This window comes from Undibacterium sp. TJN25 (assembly GCF_049339885.1).
In the GTDB taxonomy this organism is placed as follows: Bacteria; Pseudomonadota; Gammaproteobacteria; order Burkholderiales; family Burkholderiaceae_D; genus Undibacterium.
Genome location: NZ_JBMPPM010000012.1, coordinates 42,724 through 65,151, shown reverse-complemented (window position 1 = coordinate 65,151; position 22,428 = coordinate 42,724). Strand labels below are relative to the sequence as shown.

The window sequence follows — 22,428 nt, the reverse complement described above, 5'->3', positions numbered from 1 at the left end:
CAGGCTCGCAATTTCGGCTGCATAAGTGGAATTTAAAATTAATCCTCATATTTTTGATGACCGTGGCCTCAGCATTTTTGAACGATGGTTTATACAAAAACAGCAGGACGTCATTTTGAAAGAATCGGACAAAGAGAAACAAAAAAATAAAATCAATCCAAATGATTTTAATGAATCTCGCCGTCAAAAAATGTTAATTGAAAATTTATACGAAAAAACATCTATCAATCAACAGGCATTATTAGCCGTGGCTGCGGAAAATCTGAAGATAGCGATTTCTGGCACGGAATCTCATTCTTCAAATTATGCAATGCTTTACCTGGAAGCTTTCTGGTCGTGGACGCTGGATTACACAGCAGGGAAACTCATTGAAGAGCTCGCTCCGAGAATTGCAGGGATTGTAGATGCATTTGAAGCGTGGAACGAAGCCGACCAACTGTGGCTGAAAGCGGCAAGAGAAAGGTATCCGGAGGACGGGCCTTATGAATATAGGGGCGCCCCTGATTTCAGCACCCTGGCTGATTATGAGGATACGCTGCAACTTCTGAGCGCTGCAATTTTAGTACGCGATGAACGTTCGGTCATGCGAATCATTCATGTATTACGCAGCCACCGCAATCAGGATTCTTTATTCGAATGCCTGGCTTCGGCCTACACGGATGTGGAAGAAATTCCAGACAACTGCATACTTGGCAAGCCATTTGACATTCTTAGCGAGTTGTTTTTCGCGGAGACCGCAGATGAATCGGAGGCCTTGCTGGAGAAATACCTGAAGAAATGGTATCCCGCAATGAAGGACCACCCTCGCTGGTACGACGGCCATCTCAATATCATCAAGGAAGGCCATGCGCCTTATTATGGCTACTGGGCTTTTGAGGCGGGCGCCGCAGTATATCTTCTCGATCTTGACGACAGCCTGATCGACCATTTGGTTTACCCGAAGGATCTGGTCGCTTATGGAAAAATGCTGCGTGAACAGGATCGATACACCAGCAAAAACCCTGAGGAAGTCTCCGAAATTGGCAGGGTTCAGGGTGGGCAAGCTTGCCCAGCTGAAGGCTATTGGGAAACACCGGCGCGGGCAAACAGTCGCCACTTCTTTAAGCAGGGAGAAGTGATGCCGACATTTGAAGGTGCAAATTATGGCGCAACAATCTGGCAGCGTAGCGTGGATCAAAGTCCAGTTGGCTGAAAATCATATAGCTAACACGTTGATGACTGAAAGAGAATCGTTCAATGAGCGCCGGCGCCAAAATTTTTTGAGCGAAACTCTTTACAAGGAAACGGCCAGGAACCAGCAAGAGCTCATTCGTGGTGAGCAAAAAAATTTATTGCTGGCAGACTCTGATCAAGAAACCGCTTCTGTTCACCATTTTTTGTATCTGGAAGCTTTTTGGGCCTGGATGCTGGATTATACGTCGGGACTTCCTCTCGACGAACTGGCTCCTCGGCTGTCTGGAATAGTGAACTTGTTTGAAGAATGGAACGAGACCGACCAGCTCTGGATGAAAGCGGTAAGAAAAAAATACCCTGAGGATGGGCCTTATGAATATCGGGCAGCGCCAGACTTCAACACTTTGGCAGACTACGAAGACACCTTGCAACTACTCAGCATTGCAATCCTGCTTCGTGATGAAAATTCGGTGTTGCGCATCATTGACGTATTACGAAGTCATAGGGGCTTGGATGCCTTGTTTGAGTGTCTGATTTCGGCTTACAAAGATATGGAAGAAACCGAAGGCACCTGCGTGCTTGGCAAACCATTTGACATCCTCAGTGAGCTGTTTTATGCAGACAGCCCAAAGCAATCAAAAATCCTGCTTGAAAGATATTTAAAGAAATGGTATCCCGCAATGAAATACCATCCGCGCTGGTATGACGGTCATCTTAAAATCAATAAAAAAGGGTATGCACCTTATTATGGTTACTGGGCATTCGAGGCCGCTGCAGCGGTTTATTTGCTTGACCTTGACGATAGCCGGATTGAACATCTGGTTTATCCCAAAGACCTTGTCGCTTATGGAAAGATGCTACGCGCTCAGAACCGCTATACCAGCGAATCCAGATAGAAAGAAAATATGAAACTTAAAAGCCTGACTCTTGCAATGCTGTTCCTACTTTCTGCCGGTAGCGCGCTGGCGCAGTCGTTTGACCAGACAAAGTTTGAATGGACAAAACTCAAAACCGATAAACCCCAGTCGGTGGAGATTGACCAGCAGCACATCCAGTCCCAGAACGGACTGACCTATGTTGCGCTCCGCTCCCCGCAGGAGGCAAATGGGAAAACAGGCTATGCGATTACCGTGTTCGCTTTTGATTGTGCGAAAAAAAGCGCAGCTACTGCGCAAATCGGATTTATGCCCGCGGATTCCGGTGCGGCTGAATGGGGCCAGATGAATAGCGAGAAAATCCTGAAAAAATATTCAGAACCTTTGCCCACCAAATTCCCGGAAATTGTTCCTGCATTTGGCGTGGCCTGCAAGCGGCCCGCAAAATAGCGGCTTTGCGCCCCTTGGCCTTCGTTGGAGGGGCCAGATGGCAAACGAGCTGCCTTGGAGGCAGCCCGCGAATGAAGCCAGTCCAGAAACCGGTATTACCGATTTAACTGCCTCAAGGCTTAGAATCCGGCGCGCAATTCCACATACGCCATCCGTGGCGAACCTACCATGCGGCCGGCGTTGCCATCCACGTTACGCGTGTAGTAGCGGGTATCGCTCAGATTATTAACGCCCACCATCACATCAAAGTTCGGTTTGCCAGGCATTTTCCAATTTACTTGCGCGTTCAGCACACGGAAGCCGGGGATGCGGCCCACGCCACCATCTGCACTTTCCTTTACCGTGTTAGCCGTATCGGAGAACTGCGCGCTTTGCTGCGAGCCGGACAGGTTAAATGTCCAGGCTTGCACGCGGTAGCGTGCGCCTACGGTGCCGGTATTGCGCGAGTAGAAAGGCACATCCATGCCGGCTGTAGTGCCGGATTTCTGGATTGCGCGTGTGTAGTTGTAGTTGGCAAACAGGTTCAGCCCGGCCAGCGCACCGGCATCATCAAAGGTGTAGTCGATTGCAGATTCAATACCGTCGTGATGGGTCGCGCCGATGTTCTGGAAGGTGGCCGGCGTGATACCGGGCACCTGGATGATCTGGTTATCGAAGCGTAGTTTGTAGGCCGTAATTTCTGCACTGACTTCACGCGTTTTCCAGCGCGCGCCCACTTCAGCGGTTTTGGCCAGCTCCGGCTTCAGCGGATTGGCGGCTGTCTGCGAATTGAGCTGCAGGTTTTGTACCGGGCCGAAAGAGGTCGTGTAATTGGTGAACAGTGTCAACGCCGGATTCAACAGATAAGCAATGTTCAGCGAAGGCAGGGATTTGTTGTTGCGGGTTTCAAAACCCTGGTGCGCGGTCAGGTCGTCACGCTCCGACGAAATGTGCTCAAACCGCACGCCTGGCGTTACGCGCCAGGCACCGTAGGCAATACGGTCATCGATATAGGCTGAATGCGCGTCCGTCGCATTGACGAAGGTCGATACCGCGCTGAGTGCGCCGGTGCGGATGGTTTCGTTGTAGCTGTTGTCGTCGCCGCGTTCGCGTAGGTAGCGGTAGCCGACAGTAACATCATTCGTTGTTGCGCCAAGGGCAAAACGCTGGGTATAGCGCGGTTCCAGACCCAGCACCTGGTAGTTGCGGGGCTGGTGCGCCAGTTGCGTCCTGGCCGCATTAATCAGCACGCTCTGGCGGAAGCTTTCGTTGTAATACGCCTTGACCTCAAATTCCTGCGTCGCAGACAACGTGTTCAAATAGCCGATGTCGGCGCCTTTGCGGTCACCGCTCCAGAAATCGGTAGGGCGGGTATTCTGGAACGGGTCCGCATTGTATTGCGCTACCGTCAGGCCGCCGGGTGTTTTTGAATTGACGTCGTAGTAAGACACTTTGCCGTAGATCTCGGCGTTAGGGCTCAATTTGTAACGCAGCTTGATCGCCGCATCATTGACCTTCTCATTGCTGCCGGTACGCCATTCCGAGCCATCCATGCCGGAATAGAGCAGGGCGACGCCCAGGCCGTTGTCCAACTGGTTGCCGATGAAAGCGCTGTACTGTTCATTGTGGCCGCCCTGGCTGAAATTGTTATAGCGCAGTGTCGCATCACCGGTAACGCCGGCAGTGTCGGGAATGGAACGGGTTGTAAAATTGATGATGCCGCCAACGTTCTGCGGGCCATAGCGCACAGCGCCGCCGCCACGTACTACGTCGATCGCTTCAATATTATTCAGGCTGACCGGCGCAAACGACAATTGCGGCTGGCCATAAGGTGCAACAGCGAGAGGTATGCCGTCCAGCAAGACGGTGGAACGCGGGGAGTAGCGCCCCGTCAGCCCGCGCACGCCGATATTCAGCGAGATCGCGCTGCCGGCGGTGCCCGAGTTATCCGTGCTCTGCACGCCCGGGATACGGCGCATTACATCGCCAATGCTGGCGGCGCCGGTATCGTCAATATCTTCCTTGCGCACCACGGTGCGGGCGCCGGGGAAATTTTTAACGCTGTTCTGCAAGCCGCTGCCCAGCCAGTTGCCTGTTACCTGGACACTGTCAAGCACCAGCGGGTTGTCGCTGGAATTGCCGTCCGTCTGCTGGGCCTGCGCCAAGCCGGACAACGCCAGCATTGCAAGCGCCACTGCTGCTGCACAAGGAGTAAGAGAGGGGGTTGTACAAGGGGTATACGTTGAAAGCGAAGCCATGCTGAATTGGTATCCTGAGTGATAGAGCCCGGTACCGAGCTAAAACACGAGGAGCGGCGGTGAAGGGCATTTAAGGCGTATGGTGCAGAGCGTATGATCGCTCAATCCCTCAAATGATAACACTTCTTATTTGCAAATAGCAATGATCCTCATTCAGAAATTTACTGGTATCGTGGCGAGTCCGGCTTACCCCGCACGCCACCCTGAGCTTGCAAAGGCTGAAGAACAGGGACGTTGACCAGATTTCAGATGCTAAAAAGACGCTGCAAACTGATGCACTAGCTTGCAGCGTCTTTGTTTGCTCACGCCAAATCCTGCTCCCGTAGAAACTCAACCCGCCGGTCCTTCAGCAGTGGCAGGGCGCGCTTCACCACCAGCGACTGGTAATGCTCTGATTGCCTGTGCGCTTCGAGCGCGGCTTTATCTCGATAACTTTCAAGCAGCAACAGGCTGCCGGGAGTATCCACTCCCATATACACCTCGTACCCAAGGCAACCCGGCTCAGCCAGCGATTTCGGACGTAGTTCGGCGATGATGGAAAGCACCCGGCCGATTGCACCGCTCGCGGACTGCCAGCGCGCAATCACTTTGATCTGCTCGGCCGTGCTCATGTCGATTCTCCGCGCAATGCCTGGACAATCGCCTGCGCCAGCGCGCCGCCCGATGCGGGGTTCTGCCCAGTCATCAGGCGTCCGTCAACGATGACTTTTTCCTGCCATACAGCGGTCGATGAATAGTCCGCACCTTCGGCCCGCAATGCATCTTCCAGACTGAAAGGCACGTCGGCTTGCGCGTAACCGGCTTCCTCCTCGTTCGAGAAAGATGTCAGCTTGCGGCCGCTAACCAGTGGAGAGCCATCTTCTAGTGTCACGCCCAGGAAGGCGGCAGGACCATGGCAGACGGCTGCGACGATCTTTCCAGCATTCCAGGCACGGGCGACGGCGCGTTTCACATCCGGGTCATTCGCAATATCCACCATAGGGCCCAGGCCGCCGGGGAAGAAGATCGCGTCGTAATCGAGGACATCCACTTCCGACAACTTGCGGCTGCGCGCCATGCGGCGGATTGAAGAACTATTACGAAAAGCAAGTTGAGCAGGGTCATTCTCATCGTAACCGTCTTCCGGTGGGGTACCTCCCAAAGGGGATGCATACTCAACCGCGATGCCGGCGTGATCGAACACTTCAAAGGGATGGGCGACTTCCGGGAAGAAATAACCTGTCTCACGTTTGTTCGGGCCAATCTCGCCCGCGTTTGTCAAAATAAACAGTACATGTTTTGTCGTATTCATGGCCAGCTCCTATTTTCAATAAACCCGGCACGTCGCCGTTGGTAGTAATATAGGTAAAGGGAGCAGGGCGGGGTAGATACCGATACACTGACTCAGTGTCAAATTATTTAATACAATTAGACGTCAATGAAATATGAGTGAACTATCACCCGTGCTGGATGAGTTACGTGCAATGGCCATCTTTGCGATGGTCGTACGCAGCGGAAGCTTTTCCGCCGGCGCGCGCGCGCTGGGGCTTACTCGGGCGGTGGTGAGCCACCATATCCGGGCACTTGAAACCAAACTGGGCTTGCCGCTTGCGCAACGCAGTACGCGCAGCTTCAGCCTGACGCCGGCCGGAGAAGCGTTCCGCGTGCATTGCGAACGCCTGCTTGACGAGGCGCATGACGGGATACGCGGCATGGAACTACTGCGGGCTGAACCACGAGGAGAAGTCCGCATTACCTGCTCGCATCACTTCGGCAACAAGCGCATCTTGCCTGCGCTGCTGGAGTTCCGCCGGCGCTATCCGGCGATCCGCCTGCATGTGGCCATGAACGACGCCAACGTGGACCTGGTGCAACATGGGATAGAGCTGGCGGTACGTGCCGGCCCGCTTGCCGATTCCGCACTGATCGCACGCCGCCTGGTCCGCGAGCCGACCATGCTGTGCGCCTCGCCGGCCTATCTGCGGCGCTATCGGCCGTCTGCCTCAATCGATGATCTTGAACAGCATCGCTGGATACTTTATCCGCCAAACCAGCGAACCGTCGGCGTACGCATCGGCGGGCAGGACCTGCAGATACCAATCCGCGGAGATGTAGCGACCGACAGCGCAGCCGCGCGGCTGGCCTTCGTGCTGGCCGGGGAGGGCATTGCGCGCCTGCCGGCTTATGATGCCGCTGCGTTGCTTGCCTCGGGGGATTTGGTACGGGTGCTTCCTGAAATCGAAACCACACCGCTAGAGATCTACCTGGTTCATTCGCAGCGCATCGGCCCAAGCGCGCGGCTGTTGCGGGATTTTTTGCTCAACACGGCGAGTGATGAAGAAAACTAAAGCCACCATGCCGCGCCAAAGCCTCTAACAATCAAGGCGACTTACATACTGAGGTGCCCTTGCGTGTTTGGATACCAAGCACACAAGTCCTTCTTGGCTCTTTTGGCTACGCAGCGAGACCCTTGGCCAGGACGTCGGCAACAGTCTCGTTCAAATCGAGTCCGCGTTCGGTTGCCAGTGCGTGCAATTGTTTTACCAACTCGCCATTGAGTTTGACCGCGAATGGCACCAGGCCAAGCGCCTGGTCGCGCTTGCGTTGCTCGCGTTTATCAACGGCAGCATTGTCGGCATTGCCAAAACCAGCTGCACCCGGCGCCGCCATTTTACCCATCAGCTTTTTGGCATCGCTCTTTGCCATTCCCGTTTTTTTCATGTTGAATCCTCTTTAAAGACGCCATTCTACGCGCTTGTCGCAGATGCAGGCTGGAACTGGCTTAGCGCTGGACGTCTCACTTAATCTTACCGTCCATCCAGGTCATTTGGCGACACTTCCAAGCGTTTAGGCGCCATAAACCTCCACTTCGTCACATCAGTCTCGACCGCAGTGCAGTTGGTCGCTAGCCTGACGCTATCAACCAACCATTGGAACCTATCTATGAAGAATTTTAAACTGACTGTGTTTTCCGCTTTGACAGCGCTGGCCATGGCGCTTACCACCACCTGCATACATGCCGCAGGATTTCAGCATGCGTTTGCCGCCGATCCCGATGGCAAACCACTGGAGATCGGCATCTGGTATCCGAGCCAGACTACCCCGCAGCCCACCTCCAAGGGACCAACAACAATGTCAGTTGCGGTCAATGGCCCGGTAGAAGGGCGCGCCTTGCCGCTGGTGGTGATATCGCACGGCACCGGAGGCTCGTTCCTGGGTCACTGCGATACGGCCATTGCATTGGCCGACGCGGGTTATATTGTTGCGGCCGTTACCCACAGGGGCGACAACTATGCCGACCAGAGCCGCAGTGTATTCATCATGGATCGCCCCAAACAAATGAGCCGTGTGATCGACTACATGTTGTCAGGCTGGGGCGGCCGTGAAGCAATCGATGCCGCACGTATCGGCATGTTCGGATTCTCTGCCGGCGGCTTTACGACACTGGTAAGCATCGGCGGGCTTGCCGATTTTTCCAAGGTAGGGCCGACCTGCCGCGAACATCCGGAAGATTTTGCTTGCGAATTGATAGCAAAGGCCGGGCAGGCTGGCATCGAACCGCCCGATGCCAGCCCTGCGCAGGATCATCGCATCAAGGCTGCGGTTGTGGCAGCCCCAGCGCTGGGGTTTACATTCTCGCCGGACGGATTGAAAAACGTCGAGATACCGGTGCAACTCTGGCGTGCGCAAGACGACATCATCCTGCCGCACCCCCGTTATGCCGAAGCAGTCCGGCTGGCTCTCCCGAAAGCACCCGACTACCACGTGGTGCAAAAAGCCGGCCATTTTGATTTCCTGGCACCTTGCAGCGCTGCGCTTGCGAACGTTGCTCCCGCCATCTGTAAAAGCAACGCCGGATTCGATAGGAGGGCGTTTCACCAAACCTTCAACAGCGCTGTGGTCGATTTTTTTGACCAGAATTTGAAGCATAACTAAGTCGTTTAACAGGCTTTAAATTTTATTAGGTCGCAATTCATGCCCATTCAGCGCCTTTTCATCTGCTGCTCAGCTGGGCCAGCGCCGCTTTGCTCGGCAACCGCCCGAAAATGCGTGTCGAGGAAAAGCAGGCCGCATTGACCATCCTGCTGAAGTTTGTTTTCGTACCGTTCATCATCAATGCGGCTATCGGTCATCTGGGCCAGGTCAATTACCGCATCGTTGACGTGTTCAAGTACTACGCGCTAGAGGCAGTCCAGCGCCCTTACTTCATCGCGGATATGTCAGTGCTGTGGCTGCAGATCGCGACGGCCATCATCTATTGCATCGATGTCGTGCCGTTCGTGGTTGGCTATCTGACTGAGTCGTACCTGCAGGACAATAAAATCAAGTCTGTCGATATCACGGCGTCTGGCTGGTTTTTCTGCCTCATGTGCTACCCGCCGTTTAATGGCGCTGCCGGCTCTTTCATCCCGACCAATGTGCCTGACCATGTCGCCAGTTTCGCAAAAATGATCGACGCGCCCCTGATCGGCGTTTACCTGCATATCGTGCTGAACGTGATCGCACTGCTGTTCCTGCTGGCTTACGCCTCCTGCAGCGTGTCGTTAGGCTGGAAGTGCAGCAATTTAACGAGTAGGGGAGTGGTGCGGTCGGGGCTGTATGGGATTGTCCGGCATCCGGCCTATGTCTGCAAAAATGCGGCCTGGTGGATATTCGCAGGATCTGTTGCGGTTCATGAGGCAGCAGCAGGGCGCCCGTGGGTGTTTAACCTGGTGTGCCTGGCTGTTTTTACTTGTGTTTATGCCATGAGGGCAATTACTGAGGAAAGGCACATGCGCTACACAGATGACGACTATGCCGTGTACTGCAGCAAGGTGCCCTACCGATTTATACCGAATATTATTTGACCTGGCGGGCTGCCTGCAGGCGGTTTTTTGACCCATTTTCAGGCCGGCGTCTGAATTAAATTTGGCTTTCGATACCGGCAATTTCTTCAGCAGATGGATGTTTGTGTGATTTCCAGCGTATCAATTTCAAGCCTGCCACCGCGCAGGCTTTTTCTTTGGTGGCATCTGCTTTTTAACGCTCCTTACGCTCATGTGTTTTGTCTTCTATTTCGATTACGGCTATTGGTTTGGAGGCTTTCGCTAAGATTGCCATTGATCTATTGCTCTTTTAAGAAGCTTCAAATCGTTATCCTCCCACTTTTCTTCTTTTGCAATTGAATACACGTCTGTCGCAACAGCAGCAATTGCATCGCCAAATTCAGAAATTGAAAATACAAAATTGCCTACCATCTCAGATTTTGAATGATGGTCAATGAATTCTACTTTGGCATGAGTATCACTGATAGAGCTTACGGCAATGTGATATGGGCCATCCATAAATCTAAGAAACACAGAGTTAGATTCTCTAAGAGATAGCGTACGTAACTCTTGAAGCCACCAGCTTAAAATTATGACGACAAAATCATTCCATCCTTCCGCAGGAAAATCCTTATTTTTAGTTGAGACCCATAATCCCCCCGTGATTTTTCCACTTTTACTTCTTATAAAACTCAACTTATCAAATTTAATATCAATTTTATTCATAACGCTCTAATGATCAGGATGAAAATAAGATTGAACCAGATATGCATGTTTCTGCCTTATCAATGTTTAGGTTGGCAGAGTAACATGAATTTCCGTGACGTAGAGGCGGCGGCGCAGCCGTAAAATATCCCGCCTTATTGACTAGGTTAAAAGCTCCAGCTGGTCAGATTGCGCGGACTTCGCCGCGGCTAACCCGCGACCTCGGGATTTTTAGCCGGGCATCCCCAGTTGGTGTTTGCCTGGAAGCGCCAGCCGACCTAGCCACCCTCATGAAGACAAATCAGCCTTTACGCCTGGCGCAGCATCGTTAGCAATTTTGCATTAGAATCTTTGCTTTCAGGCAAACAAGCAGAGACGTGCAACAGCTCGAACTTTTCCCATTTGCCCATTTAAGTGACGTGGAAAAACAACAGGCTTTAGATTTTATTAGGTCGCAATATTGGATCCTCCGAAACACCAGGGGTTGGCGGTTTGGAGACAAAACGCGGCGCAAGGCGTATCGCAAAATCGCGGTCGAAAAAAAACGCCTGCGATTAGCAGGCGTTTCAAAGCGAGAGATTTTGGACTACTTAGCTTGCTGCCGGCTCAAGTGCAAAAAGGGAAGAGATTGCCCAAATTGCGGCCCCAAATATGCAGCCTAAACGTTTCCACACCCTACGGGCTATTTTACATAATATAAATTATGCGAAATCATTAGGCGCTTAAGAAAGTGGATAAGCGCGGTAAATCGGGCGGTTTTGGCCTCCACAATATGGGCATGGTTTCATGCCTACCGCACTTCAATCGACAGCAGCTTAGAAAGTCTAAAATCTCTCGCTTTGGAACGCCTGCTAAACGCAGGCGTTTTTTTTGAGCCTCAATTTTCCGATAGCATTGCCGTCGTTTTGCATCAAGCGATTTCCAAGCACGAAACGAGCGAAGTTGCCAGTATTGAGCCGAAATTAAATTTAGGCACTGTTGCTTTTCTGCGTCACTTAAAACCTCAAATGGGAAAAGTTCGAGCTGTTGCACGTCTCTGCTTCTTTGCTTGAAAGCAAATATTCTAATGCAAAATTGCTAACGACGTTGCGCCAGGCACAAAGGCTGAGTTGGTCTTCATGAGGGTGGCCAGGTCGGCTGGCGCTTCCAGGAAAACACCAGCTGGGAATGCCCGGCTAAAAATCCCGAAGTCGCGGGTTAGCCGCGGCGAGATCCGCGCAACCTGTCCCGCCGGAGTTTTTTATCTCGGTCGATACGGCGGGATATTTTACGGCTTTGCCGCCGCCTCTACGCTAAGGCGACGACGACGCCTGTTTCCAAAGTCGAAGACATACCACAGCACGATAAAGACGACTGGAAACAAGAAAGCACCAATCAATATCAGCAACGGATAGTCAGTTCGATGACGAACAAACCAGATACTAGGCCCAGGTGCTTCCTTGATAATAGAAGGTTGGACGATGATTTCTTTTGGAATAGGTGCGTGATACTGCTCGGTGGGCTTAGCCTGCACCGGCGCAACAACCACAGGCTTCGGATGTAAATCCTTCAGTGTGAGCTTGGCGCATTCCTGATCGGTAAAGGTTTTCTTGCCGTCAGCATCAATGCAAACGTTAACTGCGGCGGCAGCAACACCAGAGGCAAAAAGCAAAATGGCCAATATGAATGTTTTCATATCGACCATTTTAAAGCGTTGCGTCACGGAAAATCAAGTACTAAACAAACCAAATTTAATTCAGATGCCGGCCTGAAAATGGGTCAAAAAACCGCCTGCAGACAGCCCACTAGGTCAAATAATATTCGGTATAAATCGATAGGGCACGTCGTGGCAATAACCGGAATAGAAATCATCTGAGTACCTCATGTGCCTTTCCTCAGTAATCGCCCTCATAGCATAGACACCGGTAAAAACAGCCAGGCACACCAGGTTAAACACCCACGGGCGCCCTGCTGTTGCCTCATGAACCGCAACAGATCCTGCAAATATCCACCAGGCCGCATTCTTGCAGACATAGGCGGGATGCCGGACGATGCCGTACAACCCCGACCGCACCACTCCCCTACTCGTTAAATTGCTACACTTCCAGCCGAGCGAAACGCTGCAGGAGGCATACGCCAGCAGGAATAAAAGTGCGATCACGTTCAACACGATATGCAGGTAAGCACCGATAAGGGGCGCATCGATCATGCCGGCGAAACTGGCGACGTGGTCGGGCACATTGGTCGGAATGAAGGAGCCAGCCGCGCCATTAAACGGCGGATAGCACATCAAGCAAAAAAACCAGCCAGACGCCGTGATATCGACGGACTTGATTTTGTTGTCCTGCAGGTGGGACTCGGTCAGGTAGCCAACCACGAACGGCACCACATCGATGCAGTAGACAATGGCCGTCGCGATCTGGAGCCACAGCACTGACATATCAGCGATGAAGTAAGGGCGCTGGACTGGCTCCAGTGCGTAATACTTGAAGACGTCAACAATACGGTAATTGACCTGGCCTAGATGGCCGATAGCGGCATTGATAATGAACGGCACGAAAACGAACTTCAGCAGGATTGTCAATGCGGCCTGCTTTTCCTCGACACGCATTTTCGGGCGGTTACCGAGCAATGCGGCGCAGGCCCAGCTGAGCAGCAGATAGCTTTTTGCTGGCTTGCCATCGCCGAATGCGAAGTAAGGCAGCAAAACGAGCGTGTACACCCAAAACAGCGCTTGCATGACAATCCCGTTAGTCAGGTGGACGCCGGACAGCCAGTGCAGTGTTTGCGGCTCCCAGATGGCTGCATACAGCCTTACGTGATAGACGCTGAACCGAGTATAGAACTGCAGGCTCAGATAAAGCACCAAAATAGTGCTGCAGTAGTTCGTGGCCAACTGGCGGACGCGATCGAGCGCAGGTGACATAGTGATGGCGAACATGCTTATCCTCTTGGTGCAGGTTGTGGACGTATGGAGTGTTGAACAGGCGGCATAACGGCGACAGCGGGAAATTGCCTAGGCTCAGGCCGTGATTCATTGCCCTGACTGCTCAACACGATGGCGTTAGGCCGATAGGTGGCAGGTTCACCGGCCAGCGAATTCTTATTTTGCTTTCCGGCGACATCGAAATCTTGGAAATAGCCGTGGTTGACGATATCCCTGCAGAGATGTTCCGGCATCGATATCGGTGTGGCTTGCTGCGTGTAGCAGCTGCATCGGCCAGCTGTCGCCATACAAGCGACTGGCGCAGGCGCAACGGTCGGCGTCGTTATCTCATCATATTTCGGCGCAGTCTGCGGCAGACCGTCAACACGTGCCGTATTCTCATATACGTACTGCTTTGCATCTTCCCGAGCATTCAGATATGACGCTACCTTCTTAGCGCCCGGAGGTGCCGCAGCAGCTTGTCCCAGCGTCGTCACCCCATTGGCCGATACCGCATCAGCATCAGTGTGTTTCTTCGTGAACCGATACACGTAAAACGCTGCAGCGATCAACAGTACCGGCACCGCCGCAAGCACAAAAACACGCATGGGAATACTGCGCTTGACAGTGTGCACCTCAGCCGACTGATAGTAAGCATAGGCTGCTTTGTCGTACTTCCAATGGTGCTTAATCGAATCTCTCCGCCCTGCCGGTTTATCGCAGTTATCACGTGCGCTCGCCCATTCGTGTATCGTCGCCCTCTCCGTGCCCCACGTCCGTACGATATGCAAATGCTTGCCGACCAAACGCCGAATAGACGAATCGGCCAGTAACGGATGCTGCGTAATCAACACCAGATCAATCCCTTGATGCCGATGGGTCTCCAACCTGGACACATATTCCGGCACGTCCTTACTTACCGTACGCGGCCTAAACACTGACTGGCATTCATCAATGACTACGATGGAGTTAGCTGGACATTCAAACCACTTCTGCGGGTCGATTTCTTCCCACGGCAACTTGAGGCCTTTGATGCCGGAATAATAGACTGGCCTGTTGTCCTTCTCGGCCCAAGCTTTCACGTAGCTCAGCGCATAGAGGGTCTTGCCGTTGCCCGGAAGTCCGGTAAATAGGTTAATCATTTTTTTATCGCCAATTTGGTGATCGTATCGCTACCAGCCAACTTCACCACCAGCGCTGCAGCAAACGATGAAACAATCAATGACAAGGCTTTATCCACCCATACGTAACCGAGCAATTGAGCAATCTCAACAGGCATACCCAACAGCGAAGACTTCATCAAACTGACCAGCGCATCCGTACTGGCTTTAAAGCCTGTATAGGTCACAAAGCCCATACCGAGCGCCAGCAAAACACGTCCCACCAGCGAAGCGGCCACGGTGCCCAATGCACCCATTAACGCAGCAACAAAAAACGGCATATCAGCTCCTTAAGACAGCGCCAGACACCATGCGATAACTCGCCATAGAAGCCAGCAACATGATGGCCGCACGAAACGCCAGCAGCACATCGCATAATTTCGACAAAGGAAGAATGACGGTCTGACCCATTGCATTGATGGTCTTATCCTGCAGGCAGGAACCGCTCATGCCCCAACCGGAAGAATCCAAATTCCCTTGACCAAGATCGACTTTTTGCGCGTTGTCGATGGTAGGCAGCGTGCTTTTCATGGGGTCATCGCCAGACAGCAGCTGCTTGCCCAACACGACCTGCGGATTCTTATCATCGTGGTCTTCGCAGTACTGCTTACGTTGCTGCTGCAAGATCGCGCATGTAATCGCGTCACCGTCGCAAGTCGTATCACCACAGGTGCCGGACACCGTCGAATTTTTGCAGACGTTCAGTTCTGGATGCTTGGTACACATATCGTCAGGATTTGGGTTGTCGCCATTACCGCTTGCACCGGTGCTGCCAGACGTTGAGCCTGTTGATCCAGTCGAACCTGTAGACCCTGTTGAGCCAGTCGAGCCGGTTGACCCTGTTGACCCTGTTGACCCTGTAGAGCCAGTTGATGTGCCACCTGATGATGTAGACGTCGTCGTGGTGGTCGTGCCACCGCCTCCCTGATCGCCTGTGGACGTGCCAGAGGTAGACCCGACACCGTCGCCACTTGTGCTGGTAGTGCTACCGCCTGTAGACGTGGTGCCTGTACTGCCGGTGCTACCTGTACTAGTGGTTGTGCTGGTCGTGCCGCCATCACCGGATGTGCTTCCCCCGGATGTGCTAGAAGTACCGCCATCGCCCGTACTTCCACCGCCGCTGGTACTGCCACTGGTTGACGTCGAACCGCCGCCTGTTGAGCCAGTCGAGCCACCCGATGAGGTCGTAGATGATCCTTGCGGTGGAGGCGCTACGCATTGACCTGTCTGCACATCAAGTTGCGTGCCAGTAGCGCAGGTTTTTTGCCTGCACTGATTAACCGCTGAAATATAGTCTTCGTAAATCTTACAAGTCGGCTTGACATCGCAGGTATCCGAATTTGCAGGGAAATTAAACTGCGGCGAAGGGCACTGCTTCCGGCAAGTATCCTGATAAGCCTCATAGCCACTAAAGCAACCGTCAGCCTTATGCATACTATAAAAATTCCGATAAGTACCGTCGCCATTAGGCAGCGAGCAATAGTAACTACCGTTCGTTAGCGTCGCCTCAAAAGCCGCACCCGTATTAGCCGCACAAAGGGCCGAAGGCGTGGGGAAAGGACCAGAAACCGGACCACCCTCGGCAACCCAGTTAAAACCGACCACGCCAACCGCAGAAGCGTGACCACAGAAGCCAAGTGCGATCAAGAGGAAAACAATATCCAGAATGCGCCGCAGACGGCCACCAACACAATAACTCCAAGCATTTTGAGGTCTCATAGTCGTTAACGAAAAAAAGGGAGCCGGAGCTCCCTAGTGCAGCTTGAAATTAGAGTGCGCGAGCAATCCACTTGAACACTTTGGTGCCAACCACAACCACCAGAACAGCAGCACCTACAACGCCAACCGCTGTACCTGCATCGGTGATAGCACCTGTAACGGAGCTTGTATCGACGCCACCAGCGGCGTAAGCGGAAGACATACCGGCACCAGCAGCAGCCAAAGCGGCCAGTTTCAATTTAATCGACTTCTTCATTTGCATTTCCTTTCAGAACATTCGCCACTTGCTTGATTCCCCAGGCTAGAGCCCACAATGCCGCGACGGACATCGAGATTTCCAAACCTTGGTCAGGCGTCAAAGATAGGAGTGACGTTGATCCTACCTCCGCTCCTGTTTGAAGCACATAATTGCATGTGCTCAAATCCGTTTTTGACGTATCCGGCATCAGCTGTAGCGAGCCGTCAGGATTAGTTGCCGCTGATACGCAGATCGCCATTTTTAACCTTGCGTTTCCACCGCTTCCAGCGTGTGATCGACTGGAATAATTTTGAGAACTTCGCCGCTGTCTTTATCTTTCATTTGAAACGGCTTGCGCTGATAGCCGCCGAGCGCACAGACCACAGATACGTCGTCGCCCTTCTGCCCCAGACGGCCTTTGCTTTTGACCTCGACCACTTGCGGCCTGCTGTATGCGTCAGGCGCTGGCGTCAGAATGCGGGTAAAGCGATTGCCTTCATATTGGCGTGTTTCTTCGATACGGCCTTTGACAAACACACGCATTGGCGTAGGCTCTTTACGTGCTTCATTCGGGTTACCTGCTGGTGCTGTTGTAGACATGATTTTCCTTAAGCGGCTAAGCGCATAGTTTCCCTGCTGACTGAAAATTCAGAGCGATTGCGCGCAGGTTGAAAACACAATCGTCTGTCCGTCCTGACTGGCGAAAAGTCAGCCGGAAGAATGCTGTCATTGGCGATCACCACCACGTCGGAATTGCGCCAGGACACACCGGCTTCTTCCAACAATTTTCGGTTTCGATAGAACACCGTTTTTGCGAACTGATCGCGTGTCACTTCATCACCCAGGGTGACCATCGAAGACCAGAAGCCATACAGGCGCGCGCCGGTAGAGTCACCATAGACATTTTTGAGCCTTGTCAGGACGGCTCTCGATTCCCTGACCGTATTCATGGCTTGTTTTCCTTCACGGAGTAGCTTTTCTATCTCTCTGTCATAAACGCCCTGCAGGTACGCGTCGGAGAGTTCATCAACGCGAGGGTTTTTCTCGAAGTCATACTGCAATTTGTCACTGTGAATTTCGACCTCTGCACGCAAGCGGCTATCTGCGAGCCGCTGCAAAGCGTCGATTTTTCTCTGTACCCGATCCCTGTTTTGCGGATCGTCAGCGCCATACAGATGGATAAATAAATTGGTGAAATAGCCTCGCAGGCGGCTGCGTTCGTGCACCTGAAATTCAGTGCCTTTGTGGTAAAACTTCACGGTCGTGGTCTTACCGGCGAAGTAGACGGCCATGTCGTATTTGGCTGCACCCTTTTTGCGCCTGGGGAAGCTCAGCAGTTGGACGCCATCAAAAAATTCCTTGCAGGCCGGTTTCGGCAGGCGATAGACAAGGGCCACGTCCACTCGGTGAACCGTCCATACGTCGGCGTGCGGCAAGTCGGTATTGAGCAGCTCGGATACCAACGCCACGAAATCGCGGCAGGCCTGCAGGAAATTCGTCGGGCCGCCGTACACGTTATGGCCACACGTAATTTTGTGGACAGAGCCTTCTATGAGCAGGTAAGGCTCGGTCGGCACCAGCTCAGGGCGTCCGTTTTTATTGATGATCCAATCTTCATATTTGGGAATGACCGATATACGGGAATCCCAGGAGCCAAGCAGCTCGCCGGCAAACAGTTCGTACAGCACTTCGCCGCTGGCCATGTCTTCGCCGGAACGCAAAATGCATTGTTCTTCAATGCGCCGGATCACTGATCGGTCGAGCGCAGGTGACTTCAATTTGATGGTGTCGTAGGCCATGAAGTTATGAAGTTTTTTCGTTATCGTGTAAAACGTGCAAATTCCCTAAATCGGGACTGTCAGGCGGTGCTACCACGCTCGCCTGACAAAAAACGTGCGCGGATTTTCCAGAAAAAAGCGCGTTTTCAGCGTCCGGACGGTGGCGGGCAAGCCGCCCCTCGTCCAGACCGCTGAAACGCGCTTGCTGAGCCGCCAAAGCCCTTGCAGCGACGGATTCCGCGATGCGTTTATCGGCCAGTGCGCGCAAGGCTGCTTTGATGTCATGGATAGAGATACGCTCACCGGAGGTGTAATACAGCGCCGTGCGCACGGAGCGTCCAGGGAACATTTCGGCATATCGGTCACGATAAGTTTTAACCTGGCTAAACATTGTGAGAAAGTCAGGCGTTACACCGGAACACAGCACGCCGGCGCGACAGACTACTTGCCATGTAAAGCAATCTAGCGATTTCATACGGATGCATCCTCCGACTCGCGGTAGAGGACGGACAGGCGATCAATGAAGCGGTTTTCTTCTACAGTGAAATCACGCTGCTTCCTAATGTCAGATAGCTGCTGCAGACGATTCAGCAAGCGCATGCGGCGCAAGCGGACAACTACCTGTTGCCCGTTATACAATTTGACTTCCAGCCAAAACCTGAAGACCAAAACTGCCAATACCCCGATCTCCAGGACGAATAAGGCCTTACCGAGAATCACGTAGAGAGGATCACAGACCATGGCCCACCCCATCGAAGTAGGTGACATCATTTGGCCTGCAGTAGCAATCGTGCTGTTCATAGGCTCGGTCGTCATGATGTTCAAAATCTTGAACAACAAGCGCGACCGTGACGAAATCAAGGCAAACGACGCCCGACTGCGCGAAAACCAGAAACGGGTGCGACGCGGCGAGGACATTCTTCGCTAAAGGGATTGGTGTCATGATTTTTCGTGACGCGTCACGGAAATTGCTGCAGCAGCTTTTTTGCGCTGGCGGTAGAGTTTGGCGCGCTGAGCCGGTGTCAGGGCGTCAGGCTTGCGCGGACGACCTCTTACAGGCGTTGCAAACGTGTCACGGGTAAACCGGTCTTCTTGCTGTTTCATGATAAAGTCCCGTAAACATTTCGCTAAGAAATCATTTCGCAAAGAAATGTACATTTCAGAGCGAAATGTAGTCAAGGAGAGAATCTTTTATGAAAAGCGTGAAATATTTGGAAATGTTGCAGTCAAAGCAACAACTTGGCATCACCGAAATGGCGAAGCTTCTTAAAATTACTCAGCCAGCAATGAGCAACATCTTCGCGGGACGAAGAATTATGGAGAACGAAACTTGCATCGCTTTAGCTTTGGCGCTGCAAATCGAGCCCATCAAAATCATCATGGCAGCAGATATGGACCGAGCAGAACGATCAGGCCAAAAGTCGTTATGGGAAGTTTTTACCGCGAGGATGGCAGCGACCGCTAGCGCCCTCCTCTTGGCTTTCGTTGTCAATTTATTTTTGACACCGACACCTGCGGAGGCTGCAACCAGTAGGGCTGCTTTGGAAGAACAATCGCAGGAATATAAATTATGCGAAATTATGGTCCCACGAGAAATACCTCGAAACACTCCAAAAATGCTTTTCAGCAACAATCCTCATAGCCGCCTTTAGAGCGTCTTTTTTAATCTAACTAAGCGAATGGGAATGAAGAAAAATGAGGCTCCCAAACATCCGGTCGACGAAAAGACCGGGAAACGTGGTGGTTGTCATCTGGTAGGCGCCGGCCGCCCTGGTGCGGATGGTGTTGCCTGCCGTATTGGCGTAATTGAAAAACACCCGTGGATATGTATCGTACGAAACAAATATTTTGACGTTGCCTGGCGCTCAGCCGAACAAGGCGCGATTACCTTCAGCACCTTTGCCGGGAAACTGGTCGAGGATTTGTAACGACCGTTGTCTCTTGCTGCCCGGTCCTACTCGACATCCTTGCAATGCTTCATACTCGACTGTAACTGCTTGCGGGCACGGTGGATTAGCACGTAAAAATTTTCCTTGTTAATCGCCATTTCTTCACAAATTTCAGTGACGCTGAGCGCGCTCAATTCATGTTTGACGAAGACGTCGGCTTGAATGCCAGGCAAGTCGCGCAGTGCGCTTTCAAACGCGGCCCAAAACTGCCCTGCTGAAAGTGCTTGCTCGGGATCGCGGCATGCGCTGGACATCAGCCCGGACTGGCGATCTGGCATGGTGTGGTCCAACGGATCTGCGATATCGTCGACATCGACGCTGGAATATTCCAGGCCAATCTCTGATCGCGTGCCTTTGGTACGCAAAACATCGCTGATCTTGTGCTTCAAGATCCCGAAGGCCCAGGTTTGGAAACTTGCCTGCGCCGAAAAACTGCCTTGGCCTTTAAATGCACCGATCAAGGCTTCCTGAACGGCCTCTTCCGCCAGATGATTGTCATACAGCCGTAAAGTGGCAAATCTGAGCATCAGGCGGCGCAGCTTTTTCAGCAATTCTTGATTATCAAAAAGAAACTGCGACGCAGGAATCAAGTTTGCTTTTTCCGAAAAGTCCATTTTGTCGATCATTGGATTCCGTTCGTGGCCATTTTGCAAAATTGCAAGCAAATTATAGATACGACCGTACGAACCGTCTCTAGCTCTTATGGTTGATTACTTTTCGGTCCTCCAACAAGATTACAGTCGCCAAGATCGGCTCGATGCCAGCAACGGAACACCATGGACCGCAACAGATCCTGCGAATATCCACCACGCCGCATTTTTGCAGACATAGGCCGGATGTCGGAGGATCCCATGCAACCCCGACTGCACCACTCCCCTACTCTTTAAATTGCTGCACTTCCAGCCCAGCGATACCCTGCAGGAGGCGTACGCCACCAGGAAGAGCAGCGCAATGACGTTCAATACGATATGAAGGTAAGTCCCGATCAGAGGTGCATCGATCATGCGGCGAAACTGGTGACATGGTCGGGCACATTGCTCGGTATGAACGAGCCGGCAGCGCCATTAAACGGCGGGTAGCACATCAGGCAAAAAAACCAGCCGGACGCCGTGATATCGACGGACTTGATTTTGTTGTCCTGCAGGTGGGACTCGGTCAGGTAGCCATCCAAGAACGGCACCACGTCGATGGTAGACAATGTGGACATTGGTGCTGATAGCGCTGCAACTGGGCCTGCAGGCGGACGGGCGATGGCTTGCCGCCGCCATAAGCGGACGCGGCTGCATGGTGGTGCTTGGTGCGATAGTTTGCGGTATGGATGTTGCTCCCGAGGACGCCCGGCCTGAAAGCCGGGCATCACGATTATTTCTTCATTTCATCCTTTTTCATCTCGTCCTTGGCCATAGCATCCTTCTTCATGTTGTCCTTGGCCATTTTGTCCTTGTGCACGGCGGGCTTTTTCATGTCGTCTTTCTCCATACCTTTGCTCATGTCATCCTTTTTCATGGCGTCCTGCGCGTACACGGCGCCGGACATCGTCAGGCAAGCGGCGATCAGTGCGATGGTGATTTTTTTCATAATGGTTCCTCGATAGGTGAAGTTAAACAACGTGGGTACTGCGTTAAAGGCGGTCCGGGATAGAGATCGATACACAATCAACTGCCACCGAACCAGTTATACCCCTGGTCTTCCCAGTAGCCGCCAGGGTAGGTATTGGTGACAAAAATGGCCTGTATGTGTTTTGGATTCTTATAGCCGAGCTTGGTCGGCATGCGCAGCTTCATCGGAAAACCGTAGCGGGGTGGCAAGGGCTGGTCGTCGTAGGTGAGCGCCATTAGCGTTTGCGGATGCAGGGCAGTGGCCATGTCGATGCTGGTGAAATAGTCGTCGGCGCATTTGAAACCCACATATTTCGCGCTCAGGTCGGCACCCACGTGGCGCAGGAATTGTGCGAACGGCACACCGCCCCATTTACCGATGACGCTCCAGCCTTCGACGCAGATATGCCGCGTGATCTGCGATTGCTGCGGCATGGCGCGCAACTGCGCCAGCGTCCAGGGCTTGCGCTCGGCCACCAGGCCGCTCAGTTCCAGGCGCCAGTCGCCGCCGTCGACCTCGCGGATCTCGTCTTCGCCGTAGTAGGCGTTGAACGGGAACGGTCGGGTGATCATGCTGTCAGGATAAGTCGGCGCCAGGCGGGTGGGATCGAACAGCAGCCCCTGGATGCGGTCGTTGAAACGCGAGATGCCGGTCAGCGCCTGGTCGATGCTGTCCTGATCGCTGATCGAGCAGCCAGTCAGCAACGTCAGGCCGCCGAGGGTCAGGCTACGCTGCAGGAAGGCGCGGCGCGACGGTCTGGCGATCCTGGCGATGCTGTCTGCCAGCATCGCCGCGCCCTCGCCGGGGATGATAATCTCGCGTTTTTTGAATAGTTTCATGATCTGTTTTCCTTGAG

The 22,428-nt window shown here is 52.9% G+C and carries 30 protein-coding genes; 11 read left to right on the top strand and 19 right to left on the bottom strand.

What is annotated here, in order from left to right; genetic code table 11:
- Positions 1–25: 25 nt before the first annotated feature.
- From ACO0LO_RS24525 to ACO0LO_RS24515, 3 genes are read left to right on the top strand one after another with little or no spacing between them, the layout of a single operon-like run.
- A complete protein-coding gene (locus ACO0LO_RS24525; protein ID WP_422968351.1) occupies positions 26–1,192 on the top strand; it encodes a PoNe immunity protein domain-containing protein in 1,167 nt (388 codons plus the stop codon).
- Entirely contained in the window at positions 1,143–2,069 is a 927-nt protein-coding gene (locus tag ACO0LO_RS24520; RefSeq protein ID WP_422968349.1) for a PoNe immunity protein domain-containing protein, read from the top strand. Before ACO0LO_RS24525 ends, ACO0LO_RS24520 begins: the two co-directional genes overlap by 50 nt.
- A 9-nt stretch (positions 2,070–2,078) precedes the next feature.
- Positions 2,079–2,498, top strand: coding sequence for a hypothetical protein (locus ACO0LO_RS24515; protein WP_422968347.1), 420 nt, complete (start codon positions 2,079–2,081; stop codon positions 2,496–2,498).
- 119 nt (positions 2,499–2,617) lie between these two features.
- Here ACO0LO_RS24515 and ACO0LO_RS24510 read toward each other — a convergent pair whose 3' ends face one another.
- The 3 genes from ACO0LO_RS24510 to ACO0LO_RS24500 all read right to left on the bottom strand — a co-directional run bounded on the left by ACO0LO_RS24510 (position 2,618) and on the right by ACO0LO_RS24500 (position 6,026).
- Positions 2,618–4,660 (bottom strand): TonB-dependent receptor family protein, encoded by a 2,043-nt coding sequence (locus tag ACO0LO_RS24510; RefSeq protein WP_422968519.1) that lies wholly within the window; start codon positions 4,658–4,660, stop codon positions 2,618–2,620.
- Between the two features lie 377 nt (positions 4,661–5,037).
- A complete protein-coding gene (locus ACO0LO_RS24505) occupies positions 5,038–5,346 on the bottom strand; it encodes a putative quinol monooxygenase (RefSeq protein WP_422968345.1) in 309 nt (102 codons plus the stop codon).
- On the bottom strand, positions 5,343–6,026 hold the full coding sequence (locus ACO0LO_RS24500; RefSeq protein ID WP_422968344.1) for a type 1 glutamine amidotransferase domain-containing protein: 684 nt from the start codon (positions 6,024–6,026) through the stop codon (positions 5,343–5,345). The genes ACO0LO_RS24505 and ACO0LO_RS24500 overlap by 4 nt, the downstream gene beginning before the upstream one ends.
- 133 nt (positions 6,027–6,159) lie before the next feature.
- On the opposite strand from ACO0LO_RS24500, the gene ACO0LO_RS24495 reads away from it, so the two are divergent.
- Entirely contained in the window at positions 6,160–7,062 is a 903-nt protein-coding gene (locus ACO0LO_RS24495) for a LysR family transcriptional regulator (RefSeq protein ID WP_422968342.1), read from the top strand.
- A gap of 106 nt (positions 7,063–7,168) precedes the next feature.
- Here the strand turns inward: ACO0LO_RS24495 and ACO0LO_RS24490 are convergent, their stop codons facing one another.
- Positions 7,169–7,435: a hypothetical protein gene (locus tag ACO0LO_RS24490; protein ID WP_422968340.1), complete on the bottom strand. Its 267-nt coding sequence runs from the start codon at positions 7,433–7,435 to the stop codon at positions 7,169–7,171.
- Positions 7,436–7,657: 222 nt separating this feature from the next.
- Between ACO0LO_RS24490 and ACO0LO_RS24485 the strand changes: the two genes are divergently transcribed.
- Together ACO0LO_RS24485 and ACO0LO_RS24480 are read left to right on the top strand one after the other, a co-directional pair.
- Positions 7,658–8,650: an alpha/beta hydrolase family protein gene (locus ACO0LO_RS24485; protein ID WP_422968338.1), complete on the top strand. Its 993-nt coding sequence runs from the start codon at positions 7,658–7,660 to the stop codon at positions 8,648–8,650.
- A gap of 137 nt (positions 8,651–8,787) precedes the next feature.
- The gene (locus ACO0LO_RS24480; RefSeq protein ID WP_422968336.1) at positions 8,788–9,561 is read left to right on the top strand and encodes a methyltransferase family protein; all 774 of its coding nucleotides are present in this window, start codon (positions 8,788–8,790) and stop codon (positions 9,559–9,561) included.
- A gap of 240 nt (positions 9,562–9,801) precedes the next feature.
- Here ACO0LO_RS24480 and ACO0LO_RS24475 read toward each other — a convergent pair whose 3' ends face one another.
- Complete coding sequence (locus ACO0LO_RS24475) at positions 9,802–10,245, bottom strand: hypothetical protein (RefSeq protein ID WP_422968334.1); 444 nt, start codon at positions 10,243–10,245, stop codon at positions 9,802–9,804.
- 737 nt (positions 10,246–10,982) lie between these two features.
- On the opposite strand from ACO0LO_RS24475, the gene ACO0LO_RS24470 reads away from it, so the two are divergent.
- Positions 10,983–11,276 carry a hypothetical protein gene (locus tag ACO0LO_RS24470; RefSeq protein ID WP_422968332.1) on the top strand — a complete coding sequence of 98 codons (294 nt, stop codon included), beginning with the start codon at positions 10,983–10,985 and terminating at the stop codon, positions 11,274–11,276.
- Positions 11,277–11,491: 215 nt separating this feature from the next.
- Here the strand turns inward: ACO0LO_RS24470 and ACO0LO_RS24465 are convergent, their stop codons facing one another.
- The 5 genes from ACO0LO_RS24465 to ACO0LO_RS24445 form a co-directional block, all read right to left on the bottom strand.
- A complete protein-coding gene (locus tag ACO0LO_RS24465) occupies positions 11,492–11,926 on the bottom strand; it encodes a DUF4124 domain-containing protein (protein ID WP_422968330.1) in 435 nt (144 codons plus the stop codon).
- Between the two features lie 87 nt (positions 11,927–12,013).
- On the bottom strand, positions 12,014–13,144 hold the full coding sequence (locus ACO0LO_RS24460; RefSeq protein WP_422968328.1) for a methyltransferase family protein: 1,131 nt from the start codon (positions 13,142–13,144) through the stop codon (positions 12,014–12,016).
- 2 nt (positions 13,145–13,146) lie between these two features.
- Positions 13,147–14,271, bottom strand: coding sequence for a zonular occludens toxin domain-containing protein (locus tag ACO0LO_RS24455; protein ID WP_422968326.1), 1,125 nt, complete (start codon positions 14,269–14,271; stop codon positions 13,147–13,149).
- Positions 14,268–14,570 (bottom strand): DUF2523 family protein, encoded by a 303-nt coding sequence (locus tag ACO0LO_RS24450; protein ID WP_422968324.1) that lies wholly within the window; start codon positions 14,568–14,570, stop codon positions 14,268–14,270. The genes ACO0LO_RS24455 and ACO0LO_RS24450 overlap by 4 nt, the downstream gene beginning before the upstream one ends.
- 1 nt (position 14,571) lies before the next feature.
- Complete coding sequence (locus ACO0LO_RS24445) at positions 14,572–14,913, bottom strand: virulence factor TspB C-terminal domain-related protein (RefSeq protein WP_422968322.1); 342 nt, start codon at positions 14,911–14,913, stop codon at positions 14,572–14,574.
- Between the two features lie 310 nt (positions 14,914–15,223).
- Here ACO0LO_RS24445 and ACO0LO_RS24440 point away from each other — a divergent pair, with 310 nt between their 5' ends.
- Positions 15,224–15,511 (top strand): hypothetical protein, encoded by a 288-nt coding sequence (locus ACO0LO_RS24440; RefSeq protein WP_422968320.1) that lies wholly within the window; start codon positions 15,224–15,226, stop codon positions 15,509–15,511.
- Positions 15,512–16,057: 546 nt separating this feature from the next.
- Here ACO0LO_RS24440 and ACO0LO_RS24435 read toward each other — a convergent pair.
- The 4 genes from ACO0LO_RS24435 to ACO0LO_RS24420 form a co-directional block, all read right to left on the bottom strand.
- Positions 16,058–16,264, bottom strand: a complete 207-nt coding sequence (locus tag ACO0LO_RS24435; protein WP_422968318.1) for a major capsid protein — start codon at positions 16,262–16,264, stop codon at positions 16,058–16,060.
- 243 nt (positions 16,265–16,507) lie between these two features.
- Positions 16,508–16,846, bottom strand: a complete 339-nt coding sequence (locus ACO0LO_RS24430; RefSeq protein ID WP_422968316.1) for a single-stranded DNA-binding protein — start codon at positions 16,844–16,846, stop codon at positions 16,508–16,510.
- Between the two features lie 8 nt (positions 16,847–16,854).
- Entirely contained in the window at positions 16,855–18,045 is a 1,191-nt protein-coding gene (locus ACO0LO_RS24425) for a phage/plasmid replication protein, II/X family (RefSeq protein ID WP_422968314.1), read from the bottom strand.
- 4 nt (positions 18,046–18,049) lie between these two features.
- Entirely contained in the window at positions 18,050–18,499 is a 450-nt protein-coding gene (locus ACO0LO_RS24420) for a hypothetical protein (RefSeq protein ID WP_422968312.1), read from the bottom strand.
- 264 nt (positions 18,500–18,763) lie between these two features.
- On the opposite strand from ACO0LO_RS24420, the gene ACO0LO_RS24415 reads away from it, so the two are divergent.
- Positions 18,764–18,952: a hypothetical protein gene (locus ACO0LO_RS24415; RefSeq protein ID WP_422968310.1), complete on the top strand. Its 189-nt coding sequence runs from the start codon at positions 18,764–18,766 to the stop codon at positions 18,950–18,952.
- 11 nt (positions 18,953–18,963) lie between these two features.
- On the opposite strand, the gene ACO0LO_RS24410 is transcribed toward ACO0LO_RS24415, so the two are convergent.
- Positions 18,964–19,128, bottom strand: a complete 165-nt coding sequence (locus ACO0LO_RS24410) for a hypothetical protein (RefSeq protein ID WP_422968308.1) — start codon at positions 19,126–19,128, stop codon at positions 18,964–18,966.
- 89 nt (positions 19,129–19,217) lie between these two features.
- On the opposite strand from ACO0LO_RS24410, the gene ACO0LO_RS24405 reads away from it, so the two are divergent.
- A complete protein-coding gene (locus ACO0LO_RS24405) occupies positions 19,218–19,676 on the top strand; it encodes a helix-turn-helix domain-containing protein (protein ID WP_422968306.1) in 459 nt (152 codons plus the stop codon).
- 33 nt (positions 19,677–19,709) lie between these two features.
- The gene (locus ACO0LO_RS24400) at positions 19,710–19,952 is read left to right on the top strand and encodes a hypothetical protein (RefSeq protein WP_422968304.1); all 243 of its coding nucleotides are present in this window, start codon (positions 19,710–19,712) and stop codon (positions 19,950–19,952) included.
- A gap of 26 nt (positions 19,953–19,978) precedes the next feature.
- On the opposite strand, the gene ACO0LO_RS24395 is transcribed toward ACO0LO_RS24400, so the two are convergent.
- The 4 genes from ACO0LO_RS24395 to ACO0LO_RS24380 all read right to left on the bottom strand — a co-directional run bounded on the left by ACO0LO_RS24395 (position 19,979) and on the right by ACO0LO_RS24380 (position 22,411).
- Complete coding sequence (locus tag ACO0LO_RS24395; protein ID WP_422968302.1) at positions 19,979–20,599, bottom strand: sigma-70 family RNA polymerase sigma factor; 621 nt, start codon at positions 20,597–20,599, stop codon at positions 19,979–19,981.
- A 374-nt stretch (positions 20,600–20,973) separates the two neighbouring features.
- The gene (locus tag ACO0LO_RS24390) at positions 20,974–21,180 is read right to left on the bottom strand and encodes a hypothetical protein (RefSeq protein WP_422968300.1); all 207 of its coding nucleotides are present in this window, start codon (positions 21,178–21,180) and stop codon (positions 20,974–20,976) included.
- A gap of 155 nt (positions 21,181–21,335) precedes the next feature.
- A complete protein-coding gene (locus tag ACO0LO_RS24385) occupies positions 21,336–21,551 on the bottom strand; it encodes a pentapeptide MXKDX repeat protein (RefSeq protein ID WP_422968299.1) in 216 nt (71 codons plus the stop codon).
- Between the two features lie 77 nt (positions 21,552–21,628).
- Positions 21,629–22,411 (bottom strand): molybdopterin-binding protein, encoded by a 783-nt coding sequence (locus ACO0LO_RS24380; protein ID WP_422968297.1) that lies wholly within the window; start codon positions 22,409–22,411, stop codon positions 21,629–21,631.
- Positions 22,412–22,428 lie beyond the last annotated feature (17 nt).